Source organism: Streptomyces sp. NPDC018000, assembly GCF_044328025.1.
Lineage (GTDB): Bacteria > Actinomycetota > Actinomycetes > Streptomycetales > Streptomycetaceae > Streptomyces.
Map to the genome: position 1 here is coordinate 29,550 of NZ_JBIRGM010000017.1, position 20,688 is coordinate 50,237.

The 20,688-nt window shown below is 68.9% G+C and carries 15 protein-coding genes and 1 pseudogene; 14 read left to right on the forward strand and 2 right to left on the reverse strand.

Annotated features, from left to right (window positions below):
- The first annotated feature begins 233 nt into the window (after positions 1-233).
- The 10 genes and pseudogenes from ACH4EW_RS26055 to ACH4EW_RS26100 all read left to right on the forward strand — a co-directional run bounded on the left by ACH4EW_RS26055 (position 234) and on the right by ACH4EW_RS26100 (position 11,331).
- The gene (locus ACH4EW_RS26055) at positions 234-2,918 is read left to right on the forward strand and encodes a beta-N-acetylglucosaminidase domain-containing protein (protein WP_398260822.1); all 2,685 of its coding nucleotides are present in this window, start codon (positions 234-236) and stop codon (positions 2,916-2,918) included.
- Between the two features lie 214 nt (positions 2,919-3,132).
- Positions 3,133-3,360: pseudogene (locus ACH4EW_RS26060) on the forward strand (NADPH:quinone oxidoreductase family protein); the annotation flags it as partial.
- A gap of 65 nt (positions 3,361-3,425) precedes the next feature.
- Positions 3,426-4,613 carry an acyl-CoA dehydrogenase family protein gene (locus tag ACH4EW_RS26065; RefSeq protein WP_398260824.1) on the forward strand — a complete coding sequence of 396 codons (1,188 nt, stop codon included), beginning with the start codon at positions 3,426-3,428 and terminating at the stop codon, positions 4,611-4,613.
- A complete protein-coding gene (locus tag ACH4EW_RS26070) occupies positions 4,610-5,740 on the forward strand; it encodes an acyl-CoA dehydrogenase family protein (RefSeq protein ID WP_398260826.1) in 1,131 nt (376 codons plus the stop codon). The genes ACH4EW_RS26065 and ACH4EW_RS26070 overlap by 4 nt, the downstream gene beginning before the upstream one ends.
- Positions 5,741-5,915: 175 nt before the next feature.
- A complete protein-coding gene (locus tag ACH4EW_RS26075; protein ID WP_398260828.1) occupies positions 5,916-7,520 on the forward strand; it encodes an ABC transporter substrate-binding protein in 1,605 nt (534 codons plus the stop codon).
- A 23-nt stretch (positions 7,521-7,543) separates the two neighbouring features.
- On the forward strand, positions 7,544-8,509 hold the full coding sequence (locus ACH4EW_RS26080) for an ABC transporter permease (RefSeq protein WP_398260904.1): 966 nt from the start codon (positions 7,544-7,546) through the stop codon (positions 8,507-8,509).
- Entirely contained in the window at positions 8,502-9,359 is an 858-nt protein-coding gene (locus ACH4EW_RS26085; RefSeq protein ID WP_398260830.1) for an ABC transporter permease, read from the forward strand. The genes ACH4EW_RS26080 and ACH4EW_RS26085 overlap by 8 nt, the downstream gene beginning before the upstream one ends.
- A 77-nt stretch (positions 9,360-9,436) precedes the next feature.
- A complete protein-coding gene (locus ACH4EW_RS26090) occupies positions 9,437-10,354 on the forward strand; it encodes an ABC transporter ATP-binding protein (protein WP_398260906.1) in 918 nt (305 codons plus the stop codon).
- On the forward strand, positions 10,347-11,027 hold the full coding sequence (locus tag ACH4EW_RS26095; protein WP_398260832.1) for an ABC transporter ATP-binding protein: 681 nt from the start codon (positions 10,347-10,349) through the stop codon (positions 11,025-11,027). Before ACH4EW_RS26090 ends, ACH4EW_RS26095 begins: the two co-directional genes overlap by 8 nt.
- A gap of 109 nt (positions 11,028-11,136) precedes the next feature.
- Entirely contained in the window at positions 11,137-11,331 is a 195-nt protein-coding gene (locus tag ACH4EW_RS26100; protein ID WP_398260834.1) for a hypothetical protein, read from the forward strand.
- Between the two features lie 9 nt (positions 11,332-11,340).
- Here the strand turns inward: ACH4EW_RS26100 and ACH4EW_RS26105 are convergent, their stop codons facing one another.
- The gene (locus ACH4EW_RS26105; protein ID WP_398260836.1) at positions 11,341-12,654 is read right to left on the reverse strand and encodes a hypothetical protein; all 1,314 of its coding nucleotides are present in this window, start codon (positions 12,652-12,654) and stop codon (positions 11,341-11,343) included.
- A complete protein-coding gene (locus ACH4EW_RS26110; protein ID WP_398260838.1) occupies positions 12,651-14,684 on the reverse strand; it encodes a transglycosylase domain-containing protein in 2,034 nt (677 codons plus the stop codon). The genes ACH4EW_RS26105 and ACH4EW_RS26110 overlap by 4 nt, the downstream gene beginning before the upstream one ends.
- 607 nt (positions 14,685-15,291) lie before the next feature.
- Here ACH4EW_RS26110 and ACH4EW_RS26115 point away from each other — a divergent pair.
- From ACH4EW_RS26115 to ACH4EW_RS26130, 4 genes are all read left to right on the forward strand, one after another.
- Entirely contained in the window at positions 15,292-17,091 is a 1,800-nt protein-coding gene (locus tag ACH4EW_RS26115) for a hydrogenase maturation protein (RefSeq protein ID WP_398260840.1), read from the forward strand.
- A 60-nt stretch (positions 17,092-17,151) separates the two neighbouring features.
- Complete coding sequence (locus ACH4EW_RS26120; protein ID WP_398260842.1) at positions 17,152-18,231, forward strand: hydrogenase expression protein HypE; 1,080 nt, start codon at positions 17,152-17,154, stop codon at positions 18,229-18,231.
- A gap of 83 nt (positions 18,232-18,314) precedes the next feature.
- Positions 18,315-20,099, forward strand: coding sequence for a nickel-dependent hydrogenase large subunit (locus tag ACH4EW_RS26125; RefSeq protein WP_398260844.1), 1,785 nt, complete (start codon positions 18,315-18,317; stop codon positions 20,097-20,099).
- Complete coding sequence (locus ACH4EW_RS26130) at positions 20,096-20,686, forward strand: hypothetical protein (RefSeq protein WP_398260846.1); 591 nt, start codon at positions 20,096-20,098, stop codon at positions 20,684-20,686. The genes ACH4EW_RS26125 and ACH4EW_RS26130 overlap by 4 nt, the downstream gene beginning before the upstream one ends.
- The last annotated feature ends 2 nt before the right edge of the window (positions 20,687-20,688 follow it).

A 20,688-nucleotide genomic window follows, 5' to 3' on the forward strand; every position in this document is an offset into this window, starting at 1 on the left:
CGTGGGGGTATCTGTCCTTCAGATTAGCACTGATACCCCGTGGGGTATTTCCCTGCGAGGGGGTGGCGGGTGCGTGTCCTGCTTCACGTGCGCGCGGGCGCCGCTTCTGAGAACAAAGCCGCAGGTCCACGTGTTGATGTTGTCCAGACCATTGACATGCAAGCGACACGATGTTGAATTCGGGGTTGTTGCGTTGTGTGAATCCAGTGACTTGAGTGATCAATGGAGGACCAATGTTGCCTCGCCCACCCCGTCTCACCGCGCTCGGCACGGCGGCGACCCTGCTCGCCGGCGGTCTGCTGACCGTCGTGCCGCCCGCCCAGGCAGCCGACAGCACCCGGACCGCCACCCCGGCGAAGGCTGCGGCGGGTCAGCGGACCCCAGCCATCACGCCGACCCCGCAGTCCGTGAGGAACCGACCCGACCGGATCACTGTCAGCCCCACGGTCACCCTGGTAGCGGGCGCAACCTCCGACGAGCCATCCCTCGAGGTGGTGGAGACCGCGCTGCGCCGGGCCGGTGCGCAGCGCGTCGTACGCAGTGACAGACCCGGCAGCAGCGGGCTCACCGTCCATGTCGGTGACTCCGCCGCGCTCGCCGCCCAGCACCTCGACGGCCCGTCCGCGCTGCCCGCCGACGGCTATGTCCTCGGCATCGGCGCCGGCCGCATCGTCCTCGCCGGCAAGGACACCACCGGCACGTACTACGCCGCGCAGACCCTGCGCCAGGTCCTGCCGCAGGCGAAGAATCCCGGTGCCCAGGTCGCCGGACTCGCCGTACGCGACTGGCCCGGCACCGCACTGCGCGGCGTCATCGAGGGCTTCTACGGCACCCCGTGGTCGCACGAGGCCCGGCTCGACCAGCTCGACTACTACGGCGAGCACAAGATGAACATCTATGTGTATTCGCCGAAGGACGACCCGTATCTCCGCGCGAAGTGGCGAGACGCCTACCCCGCCGACCGGTTGGCCCAGATCAAGGAGCTCACCGACCGGGCAGTCCAGCGGCATGTGGAGTTCACGTACGCGCTCTCGCCCGGCCTCTCCGTCTGCTACAGCTCGGACGCCGACGCCAAGGCGCTGGTCGACAAGTTCCAGACGATCTGGGACATCGGCGTACGAACCTTCGCCGTGCCGCTCGACGACATCAGCTACACCGACTGGAACTGCGCCGAGGACAAGGCGAAGTGGGGGACCGGCGGCGGTGCGGCAGGCGCGGCGCAGGCCTATCTGCTCAACCGGGTCAACAAGGAGTTCATCTCCACCCACCCCGGCGCCCAGCCGCTCCAGATGGTCCCCACCGAGTACTACGACGTCTCCGCGTCGCCGTACAAGAAGGCGCTGTCCGAGCAGCTCGACCCCGATGTCCTCGTCGAATGGACCGGTGTCGGTGTTGTCGCGCCGACCATGACCGTCGCACAGGCCGAGGCCGCTCGCACGGTCTTCAACCACCCGATCCTGACATGGGACAACTACCCGGTCAACGACTACGCGACCAACCGGCTGCTGCTCGGCCCCTTCAACGGGCGGGAGAAGGGGCTGCCCGGCAAGCTGGCCGGGATCACCGCCAATCCGATGATCCAGCCGTACGCCTCGAAGATCGCCCTCCATACCGTTTCCGACTACGCCTGGAACGACACCGCGTACGACGCCCGGACCTCATGGGGCGAAGGACTGAAGGAGTACGCGGGCGGCGACCCCCGCACCGAGAAGGCACTGCGGGCCTTCGCCGACGTCAATTACAGCTCGGCTCTCAACAAGGATCAGGCCCCCGAACTGGCGGCGGAGTTCGCCGGCTACTGGAAGTCCGGTGACGCCGCCCGGCTTTCCTCGGTGCTCGGTACGCTCGGCTCCGCACCCGACCGGTTGCGCAGCAGCCTCCCGGACCGCGGCTTCATCGCCGACTCCGGCCCCTGGCTGGACGCGACCAAGTCCTGGGCCACCGCCGCCCGTACGGCTCTGCGCATGGTCGAGGCGGCCCGCGCCGGAAAGGGCGCGCAGGCCTGGGAGCTGCGGCAGCAGCTGCCCGCACAGGTCACCGCGGCGAAGTCCTTCACGTACACCGGCCTCGACGGCCGTAAGGTCCCGGTCGCCGTCGGCGACGGGGTACTGGACCGGTTCATCGACGCGGCGAACGCCGAGCACGACCGGATCCTCGGGGTGAGCGGGCGGCCCACGGCTTCGACCAGCCTGGGCACGTACCAGAGCAACACCCTCGCGCGGATGCTGGACGGCGACGACTCCACCTACTTCTGGAGCGACGGCTCGCCCGCCGCAGGTGACCAGATCACCGTGGACCTGGGCCGGGCGCGGGACATCGGTGACATCACCCTCGCCATGGCCAAGCCGGGCAGCACCGACGACTACCTCCACGAAGGGGTGCTCGAGTACTCGGCCGACGGGCAGAGCTGGCAGCAGCTCACCGCCTTCTCCGGAAAGCCGGACGTCACCGCGACCGTGCCCGCCGGAACGAAGGCCCGCTATGTGCGGGCACGGGCGACCGCGGACCAGGAAAACTGGCTCGTCGTACGGGAGTTCGGCGTCGCGACCGAGGACGGAGCGGTGACCGGCGGACCGCCCGCGGCGACCGGATCCTCGCTGCGGGCGGCGTCCGACGCAGACCCCGGCACCGTCTACCGGGCGGCTCGCGCTCCCGAGGCCGGCGAGGCACTGGAGGTGGGGCTCGTCGCCGCACGTGCCGTGCGATCCGTCACCGTCCTGCAGCCGGCCGGGGTCGCGGGCCGAGCAGACATCCAGCTGCGGGGCACCGATGGAACGTGGCAGACCGTCGGCGCGCTCGTCGGCCCGTACACCGAGGTGCCCACCGCGGGCCGTACGGCCGACGCGGTACGCCTGGTCTGGAGCGCGGGATCGGCAGCGCCGCAGATCGCCGAAGTGGTGGTGGCCGGCCAGGACTGAGGCCCGACGGGGGGATCGCCGGCGGGATTGTGCCGTTCACCTTCCCGGCCGGCCAGTGGACCCGTTCCACGCCCGGTCCGGCCCGAAGTCCTTCGGGCCGGACCGGGCGTATCCATGTCCGCCTCAGGCCGAAACCATGCCACCCCACATGTGCCGGTCGGTCCTAATATGCGCCGGAGCAGTGGTAATGCCGACAGTGTTGTGGAGGCCCCTCATGCAGGCATGGCGAGTGCACCGGAACGGCGAGCCGAGCGAGGTGATGCGGCTCGAAGAAACCGACCGGCCCGCGCCCGGCGACGGGCAGGTGCTCCGCAAGGTGCTCGCGGCGGACATCAACTTCCCCGGCGCGCTGCTCTGCCGCGGCCAGTACCAGGTGCGGCCGCCGTTGCCGTTCGCACCTGCCGTGGAGATCGGCGAGCGGGTCGAGCTCGCCGGGCCCGCGGCCACCGTACACCGGCTCGCCGACGGCACCGGCCGGATCGTCGTCCTTCCGACAGGAGCCGCCCGATGACAACCCCGGACGCGGCCGAACTCCGCCGACGCACCCAGGCCCTGCTCGCCGCGCACCCCCCGGCCACCACTGACCGCACCGACTTCCTGAAGGCCCGCTTCGACGCCGGGCTCGCCTGGGTGCACTACCCGGCCGGCCTCGGCGGACTCGACGCGCCGCGCTCCCTGCAGTCCGTCGTGGACGCCGAACTCGCCGCCGCCGGCGCCCCCGACAACGATCCGCGCCGGATCGGCATCGGCCTCGGCATGGCCGCCCCCACCATCCTCGGCTACGGCACGGACGACCAGAAGCGGCGCTTCCTGCGGCCGTTGTGGGTCGGCGAGGAGGTCTGGTGCCAGCTCTTCAGCGAACCGGGCGCCGGCTCCGACCTCGCCGCCCTCGGCACCCGCGCCGTCCGCGACGGCGAGGACTGGGTGGTCGACGGACAGAAGGTCTGGACGTCCAGCGCCCATCTGGCCCGCTGGGCGATCCTCATCGCCCGCACCGACCCGGACCAGCCCAAGCACCGAGGCATCAGCTACTTCATCTGCGACATGACCGACCCCGGCGTCGAGGTACGGCCGCTGCGCCAGATCACCGGCGAAGCCGAGTTCAACGAGGTCTTCCTGACCGCCGTACGGATCCCGGACAGCAGACGCCTCGGCCCGGTCGGCGAAGGCTGGAAGGTCGCCCGGACCACCCTGATGAACGAGCGGGTCTCCATCGGCGGGGCACCTGTTACGCGTGAGGGCGGCATGATCGGCCCGGCCGCCCGCACCTGGCGTGAACGTCCCGAACTGCGCACCCACGACCTCCACCAGCGCCTGCTGACCCTCTGGGTCGAGGCCGAGGTCGCCAGGCTCGCCGGCACCCGGCTGCGCCAGCAGCTCGTCGCCGGACAGCCCGGTCCCGAGGGCTCCGGCATGAAGCTCGCCTTCGCCCGGCTCAACCAGGAGATCAGCGGCCTGGAAGTCGAACTCCTCGGTCAGGAGGGGCTGTTGTACAGCGACTGGACCATGCGCCGCCCGGAGCTCGTCGACTTCACCGGACGTGACGCCGGCTACCGCTATCTGCGCTCCAAGGGCAATTCCATCGAGGGCGGCACCAGCGAGGTGCTGCTCAACATCGTTGCCGAGCGCGTCCTCGGCCTGCCCGTCGAGCCGCGCAACGACAAGGACGTCGCCTGGAAGGACCTGGCCCGATGACCGTACCGACCGAAGGGGCCCAGGCGCCCGATCTGCTGTACTCGGAGGCCGAGGACGATCTGCGGGCAGCGGTGCGTTCGCTGCTTGCCGACCGGTGCGACGCGCCGACGGTGCTTGCCCGCGTCGAGTCCGACACGCCGTACGACCCGCAGCTCTGGAAGGTCCTTGCCGCCGGCATCGGCACCGCCGGGCTGCTGGTGCCGGAGAAGCTGGGCGGGCAGGGCGCCGGACATCGCGAGGCCGCGGTGGTGCTGGAGGAGCTGGGCCGCAGTGTGGCCCCCGTGCCGTATCTGACCAGTGCGGTCGTCGCCACCGAGACGCTCCTGGCGCTGGGGTCGCAGGACGGGCCGGTCGCCGAACTCCTCGGCGACCTCGCTGCCGGACGCAAGGCCGCGGTTCTCGCCGTGCCGTTCTCAGCCCCGGTCCCCGGTCTCGCGCAGCCGGCCGGCGTCGTCGCCGACACGCTGGAGGGGGTGGTGACCGGCGTCGCCGATGCGTCCGCAGCCGATGTGCTGCTGGTGCCCACGACCGACGGTCTGTACGCGGCGGAGACCGGCTCCGCAGGGGTCACCGTCGAGCCGCTCGTCCCGCTCGATCTGACCCGCCCGCTCGCCACCGTCAGCCTCACCGGAGCCGCCGGTTCCCGCTTGGCCAACGGTGCGGCCGCGGTCTTCGCCGTGCGACGAGGGCTGCTGGCGGGCGCCGGACTGCTCGCCTCCGAACAGCTCGGACTCGCCGAGTGGTGCCTGACCGAGGCGGTCCGCCACACCCGCGAGCGGCACCAGTTCAATCGGCCGGTCGGCTCCTTCCAGTCCCTCAAGCACCGCATGGCACAGCTCTGGCTGGAGGTCGTGTCGGCCCGCGCCGCCGCGCGAAACGCCGCGGACGCCCTCGCGACCGGCAGCCCCGACACGCCCTTGGCCGTGGCCGTCGCACAGGCGTACTGCTCGAAAGTCGCTGTGCATGCGGCGGAGGAGTGCATTCAGCTGCACGGCGGCGTCGGCATGACGTGGGAGCACCCGGCGCACCTGTATCTCAAGCGCGCCAAGGCCGACTCGATCGCGTACGGCACGGCAGGACACCATCGCGAGACCATCGCCGAACTCATGGAACTGCCCGCACCGTAATCGCCGGAGCGGGAACAGCCGACTGTCCGGCGGGACTTGGGAGCTGAGGTGCGTGTTCACGCACCTCAGCTCCGCAGTCTCTCCGTTCGGCGGGGTACCGAGCATCCCTTTACCTGCTGTTTAATTGCGACTGGCTCGCAATAACAGTCGATCTTCAATAAGGGATGTGCAGAGTATGACGGCCCGATCGATACGGGGAGCGGTCGCCGCGACACTGGCGACCGTGCTGTCGTTGACCGCGGCAGCCTGCTCACAGCCGGGTGGCTCGGACGGCAGCAACTCCGGTTCGGGTGCGGGGGACTCGGCCGTGGTCGGAATCGCCTACGAGCCCGACAGCCTCAGCCCGCTCCTGGGCTACGGCAAGGACGGCAACTCCAAGATCTTCGACGGGCTGCTCGCTCTCGACGAGAACATGAATCTGCGGCCCGCGCTCGCCACCGCCCTTCCCGAGGTGAGCGACGACGGACTCACGTACACGTACAAGCTCCGCCGGGGCGTGAAGTTCAGCGACGGGAAGCCGTTCGGCGCCAAGGACGTCGTCTTCACCTATCGCACCATCCTGGACGAGAAGACCAACAACGCGTCCCGGACCGAACTCGACGCGGTGAAGAGCGTCGAAGCGACCGGCGACGACACCGTGGTCTTCACGCTCAAGTACCCCTACGCGCCCTTCGCCCAGCGCACCGTCCTGCCCATCGTCCCCGAACACGTCGCGGGCAAACAGGACGTCAATACCGGCGACTTCACGACCCATCCCATCGGCACCGGGCCGTACCTGCTCACCAAGTGGTCCAAGGGCGAGAAGCTGAGCTTCAAGGCCAATCCCCACTACTGGGGCGGCGCACCGAAGGTGAAGAAGTTCACCATGGCGATCATCAAGGACGACGATGTACGTGCCACCCGGCTGCGCTCCGGCGAGCTCGACGGTGCGATCCTGCCACCCAACCTGGCCAAGGGCTTCGCCCGCGAAAGCGGGATGCGGACATACGCCGCCACGACGTACGACTACCGCACCGTGACCCTGCCCACCCACAACAAGGTCACGGGCGACACCGCGATCCGGCGCGCCCTCGACGTCGCCGTCGACCGGCAGGCCATGGTCGACTCCATACTCAACGGTGAGGGCAGGCCGGCCTACGGACCTGTCCCCACCGACAGCGAGTGGTTCACCAACGGCACCGAACGCACCCACGACCCTGCCGCCGCAAAGAAGATCCTCGACGACGCCGGGTGGAAGCCCGGCAAGGACGGCATCCGGGCCAAGGACGGCGTACGCGCCGAGTTCTCGCTCTGGTACCTCACCGGCGACAAGCTCCGCCAGGACCACGCACTCGCCTACGCCTCCGACGCCAAGAAGGCCGGTATCGACATCACCACCGAGGCCGGGACCTGGGAGGTCATCGAGCCCCGGATGAAGCAGGACGCGGTCCTCGCGGGCGGCGGATCGCCCGCCGACCCCGACTTCGACCAGTACAGCCTGCTGAATTCCTCGCTCGCGGGCGACGGCTTCAACAACATGGCGTGGTACGACAACAAGGCCGTCGACCAGGCACTCGAAGCGGGCCGCAGGAGCGGCGACAAGGCCGAACGCAAGGCCGCCTACGACACCGTCCAGCGCGAACTGGTCAAGGACCCCGGCTACACCTTCCTCACCCACATCGACCATCTCTACGTCGTGAAGGACCGCTTCGGCACGCTCACCACCCAGGTGGAACCGCACGACCACGGCCTGGCATCCGGCCCGTGGTGGAACGTCGAGGACTGGACGCCGAAGAGGTGAGCCACCGCATCCCCTGGGGGCCGATGGGCAGGATGGTGGCACGGCGGGCGCTGCTCGCCGTCCCCGTCCTGGCCACCGTGACGTTCGGCGTGTTCGCAGTCGCCGCCGCCTCCCCCTTCGACCCGGTCAAGGCGTACGCGGGCACCGCCGGTCTCACCGCCTCGCAGGAGAACCTCGATCAGCTGCGGGCCAACCTCGGCGTCGACCAGCCCGTCGTGACCCGCTGGTGGAACTGGCTGACCTCCGCGCTGAGCGGCGACCTCGGCGACTCCAGCGTGATGCGCCAGCCGGTCGTCGATGTCATCGGCGAACGCCTGGGCTGGTCCGTGCTGCTCGCCGCGAGCGCCTTCGCGGTCGCCATCGTCCTGGGTACGGGCCTCGGCGTGCTGGCCGCACGCAGGCCCGGCAGCCTGCTCGACCGGGGCGCCAGCGCCGCCGCGTACACACTCGAAGCCGCCCCGGCCTTCTGGACCGGGCTGCTCGCCATCTGGTTCTTCGCCGTGAAACTCGATGTGCTGCCGGCCGGCGGCCTCACCGACGCGGCCAGCGACACGGTCACCTTCGGCCAGATCGCCACCCATCTGGTGCTCCCGGCGGCCGTGCTCGGGATCTCCCAGCTGCCGTGGTTCTTCCTCTACGTACGCCAGGGCGTCGCCGACGCACTGGACGAGGACCCGGTGCGCGGCGCCCGCGCTCGCGGACTGCGCGAACGAACCGTGCTGCTGGGCCACGCACTGCGCTCCGGGATGCTGCCGATGCTCACCCTCATCGGCACCCGAGTGCCCGAACTCATCACCGGCGCCCTGCTCGTCGAGACGGTCTTCAGCTGGCCCGGCATCGCCGCCGCCACCGTGCAGGCCGCCACTTCCGTCGACTTCCCGCTGCTCGCGGCACTCACGGCGCTCGCCACCTTGGCGGTCGTCCTCGGCAACCTCCTCTCCGATCTGCTGTACGCGATCGCCGACCCGCGAGTGGGCTTCGATGGCTGAATTCGTCCTCGGGCCCGCCCGCCGCATCACCCGCCGCATCCGCGTGGTCAGCTCCGCCGTGATTGTCGCCGCGATGCTGCTCGCGGTCATCTTCGTACCGCCGCTGGTCCAGCTCGACCAGCAGGCCGTCGACCTCGCGGCCAAACTTCAACCGCCTTCCTGGCAGCACCCGTTCGGCACCGACGACGTCGGCCGCGACCTGCTGCTGCGCTGCGTCTACGGGCTCCGCGTCTCGCTGCTCGTCGGCATCGTCGCCGGGCTCACCGCCACCGTCATCGGGACAGCCGTCGGTGCACTCGCCGCCGCGTTCGGGGGATGGACCGACCGGATCGTCATGCGGCTGGTGGACACCTTCTCGTCCGTACCGCATCTGCTGCTCGGCATCTTCATCGTTGCCATGTTCCGTCCTGGCGTCGGCCCGGTGATCGTGTCCGTCGCCCTCACCCACTGGCTGTCGACGGCCCGGATCGTCCGTTCCGAAGTGCTGTCGCTGCGCTCGCGCCCGTTCATCGACGCGGCGATCTCCGGAGGGGCCTCGCGCGGGCGGGTCATCGTCCGGCATCTGCTGCCCTCAGTGCTTCCGCAGGCGGGCCTCGCCGCGGTGCTCATGGTGCCGCACGCCATGTGGCACGAGTCCGCGCTCTCCTTCCTTGGGCTCGGGCTCCCCACCCACCAGGCGAGCCTCGGCAACCTCGTGCAGACGGCGCGTGGTTCGCTGCTCGCCGGGGACTGGTGGCCGACGCTCTTCCCGGGCCTGTTCCTGATCATCCCGACCCTCGCTCTGGCGGGTCTCGCCGGTGCCTGGCGCGAACGGATCAACCCGCGCCGCCGATCGGAGCTGATGCTGTGAAGACCACCCCGGACCCGCAGACTCCGGACCCCCAGCCCCCGGCCCTCTCCGTCCGTGGGCTCTCCGTCCGCTTCCGGATGCGCGGCGGGCGGTACATCGCGGCCGTCGGCGACGCACACTTCGACCTTGCGGCGGGGGAATGCCTGGCCCTGGTCGGCGAGAGCGGCTGCGGAAAATCCGTACTCGCCTCAGCGCTGCTGGGGCTGCTCCCCGGCAATGCGCAGACCGAGGGTTCGGCGGTGCTCGGCGACGGCACCGATCTTCTCGCCGCCGATGAACGGACTCTCGCCCGCACCGTTCGCGGCCGACGCATCGGACTCGTACCGCAGAGCCCCGCGGCCCACCTCACCCCGGTCCGAACGGTGCGCGCCCAACTGGAGGAGACCCTCCGCGAACTGACCGGCATCCGAAAGCCCGCACTGCGCGCCGCGGCGGTACAGGCCGCCGAGCGCGCCGCGTTCCCGGCCGGCCACCTGGACCGGTATCCGCACGAGCTCTCCGGCGGTCTCGCCCAGCGCGCCGCCACCGCGCTCGCCCTGATCGGCGACGCACCCCTGCTCCTGGCCGACGAACCGACCACCGGACTCGACCGCGACCTGGTCGAGCGAACCGTCGACGAACTGCGCCGCCACACCGACGGGGGCCGCGCCTTGCTGATCATCACCCACGATCTGGCCGCGGCCGAGCGGATCGCCGACCGGGTCGCCGTGATGTACGCGGGCCGCATCGTCGAACTGGCCGACGCCGACCGGTTCTTCGGAGAGCCGGGACCACGCCATCCCTACGCGCGCGGGCTCCTCGACGCCCTCCCGGAGCGCGCCTTCGCCCCCATCCCCGGAATGCCACCGGAGCTCGGAGCCCTCCCCGACGGGTGCGCGTTCGCGGCACGCTGCAGCCGCGCCGACGACCGGTGCTCCGTACCACCACCGTTCGACGGCCATCTCGCCTGCCACCACGGTCTGCCGGCAGGCGCGGAGGAGTCCGCCCATGCTTGAACTCACCCGTATCACCGCCGGATACGACCCCCGCGACCCCGTCGTTCGCGATGCATCCCTGACGATCGCGCCGGGGGAGTCGGTCGGACTGCTCGGCCCGAGCGGCTGCGGCAAATCCACCCTGGCCAAGGTCGCCGCCCTGCTGCACCGCCCGGACGCGGGCACGGTCGCGCTCGACGGCGAGCCGGTGCGCGGCTGGCGGCACCGCGCCCCGCGGGCGCAGCGCACCGCGGTCGGCGTCGTCTTCCAGCAGCCCCGGCTCTCGGCCGACCCCCGGCTCAGCCTGCGTGAACTCATCGCCCAGCCGCTGCGGGCGACCGGCCGGCGCTCGGAGGTGACGGACCGGGTGGCCGAGCTGGCACCGGCTGTCGGTCTCACGGCCGAACTGCTCAACCGGCGTCCCCACGAGGTGAGCGACGGCCAGTTGCAGCGTGCCTGTCTGGCCAGGGCGCTGGTCCTGCGGCCGCGCTGGCTGATCTGCGACGAGATGACCGCAATGCTCGACGCTTCGACGACCGCTGCGCTGGTCGCGGTGGTCGAGGACTACCGACGCGAGTCCGGGGCCGGGCTGCTGGCCGTCGGCCACGACCGCGTGCTGCTGGAACGCTGGTGCGACCGCACAGTCGGCTGGCAGGAAATCTCCCCGGACGCGGACGCACCGTCCGGAGCGTGACAGCCAGTCAACACCCGTATGGCCGACATGCCAGTCCGCCGGACGGCTTCGCCGCTACGCCACACTGGCGGCCGAATGCCGCATTCCGGCGCGGCGGAGGAGGTTGGCCATGGCCATTTCGATCTCACTGGTGCTGCTTCTGCTGATCCTTGCGTTGATCTTTCTCCGCAACGGGGGGCTGAAGGTTTCGCATGCGCTGGTCTGCGCCATGCTCGGGTTCTTCCTCGCGGGTACGAGCGTGGCGCCGACCATTCAGAACGGTCTGACGGCCACGGCCGACGTCGTCAGCAGCCTCAAGCCCTGACTTCCGCGTTCAACCGCCTACTGCTTTCCAGTTCGGCGGCTGGGCGGGGTCGAGTGTCCGCCAATGGGCGAGGACTTCGGGGTCCTGAGCGTCGAGCCAGTCGGTCAGTTCGCGGAAGGAGACACAGCGCACCCCCTTGCGCGGGCAGACCTCTCGCATGGTTTCCTCGACGGCATCCATGTAGATACCGCCGTTCCAGTCCTCGAAGTGGTTTCCGATGAACAGCGGTGCCCGGCTGCCGTTGAACACCCGCTCGAATCCGGCGACATAGGAATCCCGTGCCTCCTCGCGCCACTTCTGGTACTGCGCGGGGTCGCCCTCAGTGCTGCCTTCCGACTGGTTGTAAAGGAAGTTGAAGTCCATGGACAGCACCTGGAAGTCCTTGCCGGGGAACGGCAGCATCTGCAGCGGGAGGTTCCAGATGCCGTTCTTCTTGGACGGCCAGATCTGGAAATCTCCCGGGGAGCTCGCGTCGTATCGCCAGCCGAAAGGCTTGGTCGCCGGCAGAAGGGTCTTCTGCCCTTCGAGACAGGGGGCCCGTCCGCCGACGACCTCGCGAGTGGGGTCGAAGGGCAGCGGATCGAGATTCTTGAAGCCTGTGTTCGTCTTCCAGTTCTGCACGAAGGAGTAGAACTCGTTGATCTCGCCGATCCACTCGTCCGTACTCCAGTCCCCACCGCCCTTCTTGTCGCAGAAGTGGCCGTTGAAGTGTGACCCGATCTCGTTGCCCTCGCGCCAGGCGCCGCCGAGCTGTTCCAGCGTCATGCGGATGTGTTCGCGCGTCGGGTACGAGATCGCGGCCTCTCCCGGCTTGTGCTGGGGCGGCTCGTAGAGGTTCCGCTTCTCCTTCGGGAGCAGGTAGATACCGGTGAGGAAGAACGTCATGTGCGCATTGCTCTCCTTCGCCGCACGGCGGAAGCGGGAGAACAGGCGATCGTCGCCCTCGAGCGCACCGTCCCACGAGAACACCACGAACTGAGGCGGTTTCTCACCCGGCTTGAGACGCTCTGCCTTCAACTGGCCGGGCTGCGGCCCGGTGTAGGACGTTGAGCCGTCTCCCAGAATCTTGATCTCTCCGTCCCACTCCTCCTCTTCCGTCTTCTTTCCGTCACCCCCGCGATGTTTCCGGGCGGTGGGCGTAGGTGCGGCGACGGTACTCGTGGCCTGCTGAGGGGTCCGGTCGTCCGAGGAACCGTCCGACGCCAGCGAGATGAGCGTCGCGGAACCCGATGCGACTGCACATGCCGCGAGTCCCAGGGCGATACGCGGCGTCAGGCGGGCGCGTATTCGGCGAACGGCAGATTTTGCTCTGGTATCTGTCACTTCGTCATGGCTTCCGTGTATGTGTTCCAGATATGGGACGAGAGCTTCTTGCCGGCCCCCGATTCGCCGCCGAGTCCCTTCAGGGGCAGTGGTGCCAGACTCTTCGTCAGGTCCATGCGGTACACGACAACGGATGTGGACGCCGCCCGGTTGTAGCCGACATGCCAGCGCGCGGTGTCGTCCTCGGTGGTTCCGGCTTTGGCGGTGACCGGTGAGGCGGAGGCGGCGCCGCTCTCTGCGCCGGGCCGTGTGAGCGCTGCGGTGACCTCGTCGGCGACGGCGGACCGCACGGCGCGCTTCGTCCGTGGCGGATCCAGCTGGACCGGCTCGCCGTTGCGCGTGACCTTTCGTACCGAGTGCGGATCGGTGTGCATCCCGTGGGCCGCGAACATGCCGTACGCGCTGGCCATGCGGATGGCGCTCGGTGTGGAGTTGCCCATCGAGAACGCGGGAACGGGTGGTCCGAAGCTGGACGGGAGCAGCCCGGATGCCTCGGCCGTACTACGGACCTTCTTCAGTCCCGCATCCATACCGAGTTGGAGGAACGGGGAGTTCACGGCCTTCGCCATGGCGTCGTGCAGACTGATGCGGCCGTAGGAGTGGTCGCCGTCATTCTGGCCCTTGACCATCTTGCCACTGCTGGCCCAGTAGGGGCCTTCGGGCGTCATGACCGGAATGTCGTCGTCACCGTCGTACACGGTCGAGGGGGTGACGGTGGTCCGGGGGCCGTTGCGTTTGTGTGAGACGCCGTGCTCCAGGCCGGCGGCGTAGACGAAAGGCGTGAACGCCGAACCGGCCGGGACGGTACCCGCGTTGGATTCGTTGAAGGCCTGCCGCTCGAAGTCCGGTCCGCCGTACACGGCGAGGATCCGGCCGTCCGGGGAAACGGATGCGGCCCCGAACCGGACATGGCGGTCGGCCTTGCGCCGCTTGGGATCGAGTGTGCCGCGCGCATCCTTCACGGCCCGGGTGAGGGCCGTCATCCGCGGCTTCTCGAACGTCGTGTAGATCTGGTAGCCGCCGAGGTCGAAACGTGCGTCGGAGATGTGTCCGGCACGTTTGGTGTACGACTCGGCGAGCTCGACGAGGTAGCCGTCCTGCCCGCCCGTGCTGTTCGGCCTGTGAGGGGGATTCGGCTCGGGAAAGGTGGTGTACCGGGCACGCTCGGCCCGGCTCAGCTTGCCGATCTCCACCATGCGGTCCAGCGTCCACTCCCACCGTTCGACGGCGCGTTCACGGTTGCGGGGGCGGATGGCGGGATCGTAGAGCGAGGCCCCCTTGAGCACGGATGCGAGGAACGCGCCCTCGCTGGCGTTGAGTTGGGTGACCTCCTTGCCGTAGTAGGCCTGGGCCGCGCGCTGGAGGCCGTAGGTGCCACGGCCGAACCAGCTGGTGTTCAGATACTCCTCAAGGATCTTGTCCTTGCTCACATGACGGTCGAGTTTGACCGCGAGCAGCATCTCGGTGAACTTGCGGGAGAAGGAACGGTCCTGGGAGAGGTAGACGTTCTTGACGTACTGCTGGGTGATGGTCGATCCGCCCTGGGTGTCTCCCTCGCTGACCGTGTGCCACAGCGCGCGGATGATTCCCTGCGCCGATATGCCGGGGTCCGAGTAGAATTCGGCGTTCTCGGCCGCCAGTACGGCCCACCGGACATCGTCGGGAATCTTCGGCAGAGGCATCTCCTGGCGGCTCACCCAGCCCGTACGGGCCAAGGGCGTGCCGTCGGCCCAGTAGTAGACGGTGTCCTGCTGGGTGGCGAACGCGTTGAGGTCCTTGGGGATGTCCGTGCGCGCGTAGGCGATGCCCACCACGGTCGTGAGCGTTGCGATGAACATCAGGCACGCACCCGCGACCAGCCGCCACGAGGGCACCCATCTCCGCCAGCCGCGCCGGCCCGTCCGCGGATAGTCCGGTTTGTGCGGCAGGCGCAGGCGCGGCCGTTTCGCCTGTTTCCAGCGCCTCGTCCAGGGGCGCAGTGCGGCCCCAGCGGCATTCGCCGATCTGCTGAATATGTTGTGCTGTGTCATTCCGTCCAGCCATGACAGGCCGGGCCAAGCCGCAGACTACGACCGTGCCCGTACACGTGTAGTGGTCATTGCTCGTCCGCCGCCACACTCCATTTCGGCCGGCCCTCCCGGGCCCTGCGGACACCTGCCCGCGTCAGGCGGGCGGCAGAGTCATTCGTCTCGGCCGGTGTATGGCATGTGCATCCCCAGGTTCAGTTCAGGTCGTGCGGCGGCCGGTCGGACCGAAACGCCCAGAGGGCGGCCACACGCTTCCCCCTCGCCGACTCCGCCACAGCAAAGGCCAAAGCCTGACCGAGAGTTGTGTCGCGAAGTCACGTAAAGATAACAGGCTGCCGGGGGTGGATCAGGCCGCCCGGCCCCTGCCGGTCTTGGACCGACCGGCAGATGAGGGTGCGTAGTCGGGCTCGTGCCGAACGCTCGGCTCCGCATCGTGCCGGTGCTTGATTCATTCCGATCCGTCGGGCGCGCACCCCGATGCCCGGGTTCCACTGAGTGGTCGCCGATGTGCTCGCTTTCGGGTGACTTCGTGGCCGGTTGCCGGCGGAGCCCCGACCGCAGTGCCCCACCATCGCAACCAGCCGGACCTGCCCGGCGTTGGGAGATCGTCATGCACATCCTGCTCGTGGCCAGCGCGTTCAACAGCCTTACTCAGCGTGTTCATGCCGAGCTGAGAGACCGCGGTCACGCCGTAGCAGTGGAGCTCGCAGCTCTGGAGGCGTCCGCGCGCGACGAGTCGCTGCGTCGGGCTGTGCGCGATTTCGCGCCCGACCTCATTCTGGCTCCGTTGCTGAAGACCGCCATCCCCCGGGACGTCTGGGCGGCGCACACCTGCCTCGTCGTCCACCCCGGCCCCCCGGGCGACCGCGGGCCTTCCTCCCTCGACTGGGCCATCCACGAGGGCGCGAACACATGGGGCGTGACGGTTCTGCAGGCCGACGAGGAGATGGATGCCGGCGACATCTGGGCATCGGCCACCTTCCCGGTGCCCCCGGTGGGCAAGAGCGACCTGTACCGCAACGAAGTCTCCGACGCCGCGTTGCAGGCCGTGCACCTCGCCGTCGAGCGCTTCGCGTCCGGTGCGTACGTTCCTCGTCCGCAGACCGGCGGCGACGAGGAGTTGCGCATCCGCACGCGGCCGTACCTACGCCAGGAGCTCCGTCGCATCGACTGGGAGTCGGACTCCACGGAAGCGGTCCTGCGCAAGTTGCGGGCCGCCGACTCGAACCCCGGCGTGCGTGACGAACTGCTTGGAGACGAATGGTTTCTGCACGGGGGGCACCCGGAGCACGAACTGCGCGGCGCGCCGGGTGAGTTGGTGGCCGTACGGGCAGGGGCCGTGTGCCGGGCGACGACCGACGGCGCGGTCTGGATTCCCGAGCTTCGTCCCCGCCGAAGGCCGGGAGGACCCGCCACGTTCAAACTGCCCGCTGTGACGGCGCTCGCCGGGCGTCTTCCCGTACTGCCTGAGCATCCCGCGCCGCTGCACGAGGAAGGGCGCCGTGGCTGGAGCGACATCGGCTACCGGGAGGTGGGGCAGGTTGGAATTCTCTCGTTCTCCTTCCCCGGCGGCGCGATGAGCACTGCGCAGTGCCGGCGCCTGCACGAGGCCTATCGGCTGGCCTGCCGACGGCCCACCTCGGTGCTGGTACTGGGAGGCGGCCGGGACTTCTTCTCCAACGGCATCCACCTCAATGTCATCGAGGCTGCCGCCGACCCCGGCGAGGAGTCCTGGGCCAACATCAATGCCATGGACGACCTCGTGGAGGCCGTGCTGACCACCACCGACCGGCTGGTGGTCTCCGCCGTCGGTGGCAATGCGGCCGCGGGCGGGGTGATGCTGGCCCTGGCTGCGGACGAGGTCTGGTGCAGGTCGGGGGCAGTGCTGAACCCGCACTACCGACTGATGGGGCTGTACGGCTCCGAGTACTGGACGTACACGCTGCCGCGCAGGGTGGGGGCCGCCGCCGCGGAGCGCCTCACCGGCAAGGCGCTGCCGGTGAGCGCCGAGGCCGCTGTGCGGCTCGGCCTCGCCGACCGGACGGTCGACTGCGATGCGCAGTCGTTCGCGGGCGAGGCCGCCCGGCTGGCGGCCCGTCTCGCCGCGTCGCCCGCGGCACAGTCGCGGATCGCCGCGAAGAAGACCGAACGGGACCGGGACGAGGCCGCCAGACCCCTGGCCGACTACCGGGAGGAGGAACTGGCCGTGATGTGGCGGACCTTCTTCGATCCACGGGCGCCCTACCACGCACTGCGGCGTGCGTTCGTGCTCAAAGATCCCCCGCCTGTCCAACAGTCGCACCTCGTCCCGGCCTCGACCAGCAGATCCGCGGGGAACCGGCCCGACCGGGAGCCCGATGTCACCGGACTGGCGGCGCACGACGGGGCAGCCACTCCGAGTGCTTGGTAACAAGAACAGTGAAGGTCGATATGTCGGCCTTCGCGTGTCTCTTTCCAGGGAGGCATCCTCATGGATGCAGCAACGTCGAACACCGTGGACGCACCGGCTGCGGCCACCGGAAAAGAGTCCCCGATCCACATCCTCTGGATCAACGCGGGGCTGAGCTGTGACGGCGACTCGGTGGCCCTGACTGCCGCGATGCAGCCGAGCATCGAAGAGATCGTGGTCGGTGCCCTGCCCGGTCTTCCCAAGATCGAGGTCCACTGGCCGCTGATCGACTTCGAATGCGGTCCGGTGGGCGGTGCGGACACGTTCATCGAGTGGTTCTTCAAGGGCGAGCGCGGCGAGATCGACCCCTTCGTCCTGGTCGTCGAGGGTTCCATTCCGAACGAGACGATCAAGCCACAGGGGTACTGGTGCGGCTTCGGAGACAACCCGGAGACCGGCCAGCCGATGACCACCAGCGAATGGATCGACCGGCTGGCGCCCAAGGCCCTGGCGGTCGTCGCCATCGGCACCTGCGCCACGTACGGCGGTATTCACGCGATGGCCGGCAACCCGACCGGAGCCATGGGCCTGCCCGACTACCTCGGCTGGGACTGGAAGTCGAAGGCCGGAATCCCGATCGTGTGCGTGCCCGGCTGCCCGATCCAGCCGGACAACTTCTCGGAGACCCTGACGTATCTGCTGTACCAGGCGGCGGGATCCGCTCCGATGATCCCGCTGGACGACAAGCTGCGTCCGACCTGGCTGTTCGGTGCCACCGTGCACGAGGGGTGCGACCGGGGCGGCTACTACGAACAGGGCGATTTCGCCGAGACCTACGACTCGCCCAAGTGCCTGGTCAGGCTCGGCTGCTGGGGCCCTGTCGTCAAGTGCAACGTACCCAAACGCGGCTGGATGAACGGCATCGGAGGCTGCCCGAATGTCGGCGGCATCTGTATCGCCTGCACCATGCCGGGCTTCCCTGACAAGTTCATGCCGTTCATGGACCAACCACCGGGCGCCAAGGTCTCCGCCACCGCCAGCGGTGCGTACGGGGCGGCCGTCCGCAGGCTCCGGGCGATCACGGCGAAGACCGTGGACAAGGAGCCGAAGTGGCGGCACAAGAGGGGTCGGCTGACCACCGGCTACCGGCCCCCGTGGTGAGTAGGCCGAGAACACCGACCGCACTCCACACCTTCCGGTGACGACCCCAATTCCCGCTTCTCAGAAGGGCTACGGAAGAAACGATGGCACCGAAAACGAAGGCGGCCGGCGACGGCAGCGGCCTGGTGGAGATGGCCTGGGATCCGATCACCCGGATCGTGGGCAGTCTCGGCATCCATACGAAGATCGACTTCAAGCAGAAGCGGGTCGCGGAGTGCTACAGCACCTCGTCGGTCTTCCGCGGCTACAGCGTCTTCATGCGGGGCAAGGACCCCCGGGACGCCCACTTCATCACCAGCCGCATCTGCGGGATCTGCGGTGACAACCACGCCACGTGTTCCGTGTATACGCAGAACATGGCGTACGGCGTGAAGCCGCCGCACCTCGGCGAGTGGATCATCAACCTCGGCGAGTCTGCGGAGTACATGTTCGACCACAACATCTTCCAGGAGAATCTGGTCGGGGTCGACTACTGCGAAAAGATGGTTCGCGAGACCAATCCCGGCGTCCTGGAACTCGCCGAGCGCACCGAAGCGCCGCACGCCGGGGAGCACGGATACCGCACGATCGCCGACATCATGCGGTCGCTCAACCCCATCGAGGGCGAGTTCTACCGCGAAGCCCTCCAGGTGAGCCGCTACACGCGGGAGATGTTCTGCCTGATGGAAGGGCGCCATGTGCACCCCTCCACGCTCTACCCGGGCGGCGTGGGCACGGTCGCCTCCGTTCAGCTCTTCACGGACTACCTCAGCCGCCTCATGCGCTACGTGGAGTTCATGAAGCGGGTCGTGCCCCTTCACGACGACCTGTTCGACTTCTTCTACGAGGCCCTGCCCGGGTACGAAGAGGTCGGCCGCAGGCGGGTGCTGCTCGGCTGCTGGGGAGCGCTCAACGACCCCCAGCACTGCGACTTCACGTATGCCAACATGAGCAACTGGGGGCGGAAGATGTTCGTCACCCCCGGTGTGATCGTGGACGGCACACTGGTCACCAATGATCTGACCGAGATCAACCTCGGCATCCGGATCCTGCTGGGCAGTTCGTACTACGACGACTGGCAGGGCAAGGAGCAGTTCGTCACCCATGACCCGCTCGGCAACCCTGTCGACCCCCGCCACCCGTGGAACCAGCACACGATCCCCGCACCGCAGAAGCGGAACTTCGACGACAAGTACAGCTGGGTGATGTCACCGCGCTGGTTCGACGGCAAGGACCACCTGGCCCTGGACACCGGCGGCGGCCCCCTCGCACGTCTGTGGTCCACCGCGCTCTCCGGGCTCGTCGACGTCGGCTATGTCAAGGCCACCGGTCACAGCGTCGTCATCAACCTGCCGCGTACGATGACCAAGCCCGAGACCACCTTCGAGTGGAAGATCCCGAAGTGGAGCAACGCGCTGGAGCGCAATCGGGCACGCACCTACTTCCAGGCGTACGCCGCCGCGATCGCGCTGCACTGTGCCGAGCAGGGGCTTGAGGAGGTCCGCGCCGGACGTACGCAGACCTGGGAGAAGTTCGACGTACCGGACGAGAGCATCGGCGTCGGATTCACCGAGGCCGTACGCGGTGTGCTGTCGCACCACATGGTGATCAGGGACGGCAAGATCGCCAACTATCACCCCTACCCACCGACGCCGTGGAACGCCAGCACCAGGGACACCTACGGAACTCCCGGGCCCTACGAGGACGCCGTGCAGAACACTCCGATCTTCGAGGAGAACCCGCCGGAGAACTTCAAGGGCATCGACATCATGCGCACCGTGCGCAGCTTCGATCCGTGTCTTCCGTGCGGCGTCCACATGTACGTCGGCGGGGGCACGACCGTGCAGAAGATGCACGTGCCCACCGGGCTGAGCGGACTCGGCGGATGAGCGCGACAGCACATACCGCGGCAGCGAAGGCGCTCGACGCGGAGCAGGCCGGACATCGCATCGAAGAGGTGCTCGAGCAGTTGACGGCGGCCGGGGACCGCGAGGCCTCCGCGGCGGCTGAGGAACTGGTTCGGGTCCTGATGGGCTTCTACGGCGCAGGGCTGGCCCGGATCCTCGACGGGCTCCGGGCCGCACCGGGCCGGGAATCCGGTGACACGCTGGACGAACTCCTGGGCGACGAACTCGTGTCGAGCCTGCTGGTCCTGCACGACCTGCACCCCGAGGACAGCGGCACGCGGATCGGGCGGGCCCTCGCGGCAGTCCGCGATCCCGTCGAGGTGGTGAACTTCGACGAGGGCACGGGCACCCTGCGCCTGCGGACCGCCGGCACGGGCGGATGCGGCTGCTCCGGCGCATCGTCGGCGCAACAGTCCGTCGAGAACGCCCTGGCCTGCTTCGCACCGGAGGTGACCACGGTCGAGATGGAGCCCGCCTCCGGCACTCAGGAGCCGGCACTCCTTCAGATCGGAACCCGCCCGCCGCAGGACGCGGCAACCGCCGGCCCGGCCCCGGCCAGGACGCCGTGAGC

What these genes read in the sequence shown, in the direction of transcription:
- ACH4EW_RS26055 (WP_398260822.1), top strand. Translation starts at nt 234, where the DNA reads ATGTTGCCTCGCCCACCCCGTCTCACCGCGCTCGGCACGGCGGCGACC.
- ACH4EW_RS26065 (WP_398260824.1), top strand. Translation starts at nt 3,426, where the DNA reads ATGACAACCCCGGACGCGGCCGAACTCCGCCGACGCACCCAGGCCCTG.
- ACH4EW_RS26070 (WP_398260826.1), top strand. Translation starts at nt 4,610, where the DNA reads ATGACCGTACCGACCGAAGGGGCCCAGGCGCCCGATCTGCTGTACTCG.
- ACH4EW_RS26075 (WP_398260828.1), top strand. Translation starts at nt 5,916, where the DNA reads ATGACGGCCCGATCGATACGGGGAGCGGTCGCCGCGACACTGGCGACC.
- ACH4EW_RS26080 (WP_398260904.1), top strand. Translation starts at nt 7,544, where the DNA reads ATGGGCAGGATGGTGGCACGGCGGGCGCTGCTCGCCGTCCCCGTCCTG.
- ACH4EW_RS26085 (WP_398260830.1), top strand. Translation starts at nt 8,502, where the DNA reads ATGGCTGAATTCGTCCTCGGGCCCGCCCGCCGCATCACCCGCCGCATC.
- ACH4EW_RS26090 (WP_398260906.1), top strand. Translation starts at nt 9,437, where the DNA reads ATGCGCGGCGGGCGGTACATCGCGGCCGTCGGCGACGCACACTTCGAC.
- ACH4EW_RS26095 (WP_398260832.1), top strand. Translation starts at nt 10,347, where the DNA reads ATGCTTGAACTCACCCGTATCACCGCCGGATACGACCCCCGCGACCCC.
- ACH4EW_RS26100 (WP_398260834.1), top strand. Translation starts at nt 11,137, where the DNA reads ATGGCCATTTCGATCTCACTGGTGCTGCTTCTGCTGATCCTTGCGTTG.
- ACH4EW_RS26110 (WP_398260838.1), bottom strand. Translation starts at nt 14,684, where the DNA reads ATGACACAGCACAACATATTCAGCAGATCGGCGAATGCCGCTGGGGCC.
- ACH4EW_RS26115 (WP_398260840.1), top strand. Translation starts at nt 15,292, where the DNA reads ATGCACATCCTGCTCGTGGCCAGCGCGTTCAACAGCCTTACTCAGCGT.
- ACH4EW_RS26120 (WP_398260842.1), top strand. Translation starts at nt 17,152, where the DNA reads ATGGATGCAGCAACGTCGAACACCGTGGACGCACCGGCTGCGGCCACC.
- ACH4EW_RS26125 (WP_398260844.1), top strand. Translation starts at nt 18,315, where the DNA reads ATGGCACCGAAAACGAAGGCGGCCGGCGACGGCAGCGGCCTGGTGGAG.
- ACH4EW_RS26130 (WP_398260846.1), top strand. Translation starts at nt 20,096, where the DNA reads ATGAGCGCGACAGCACATACCGCGGCAGCGAAGGCGCTCGACGCGGAG.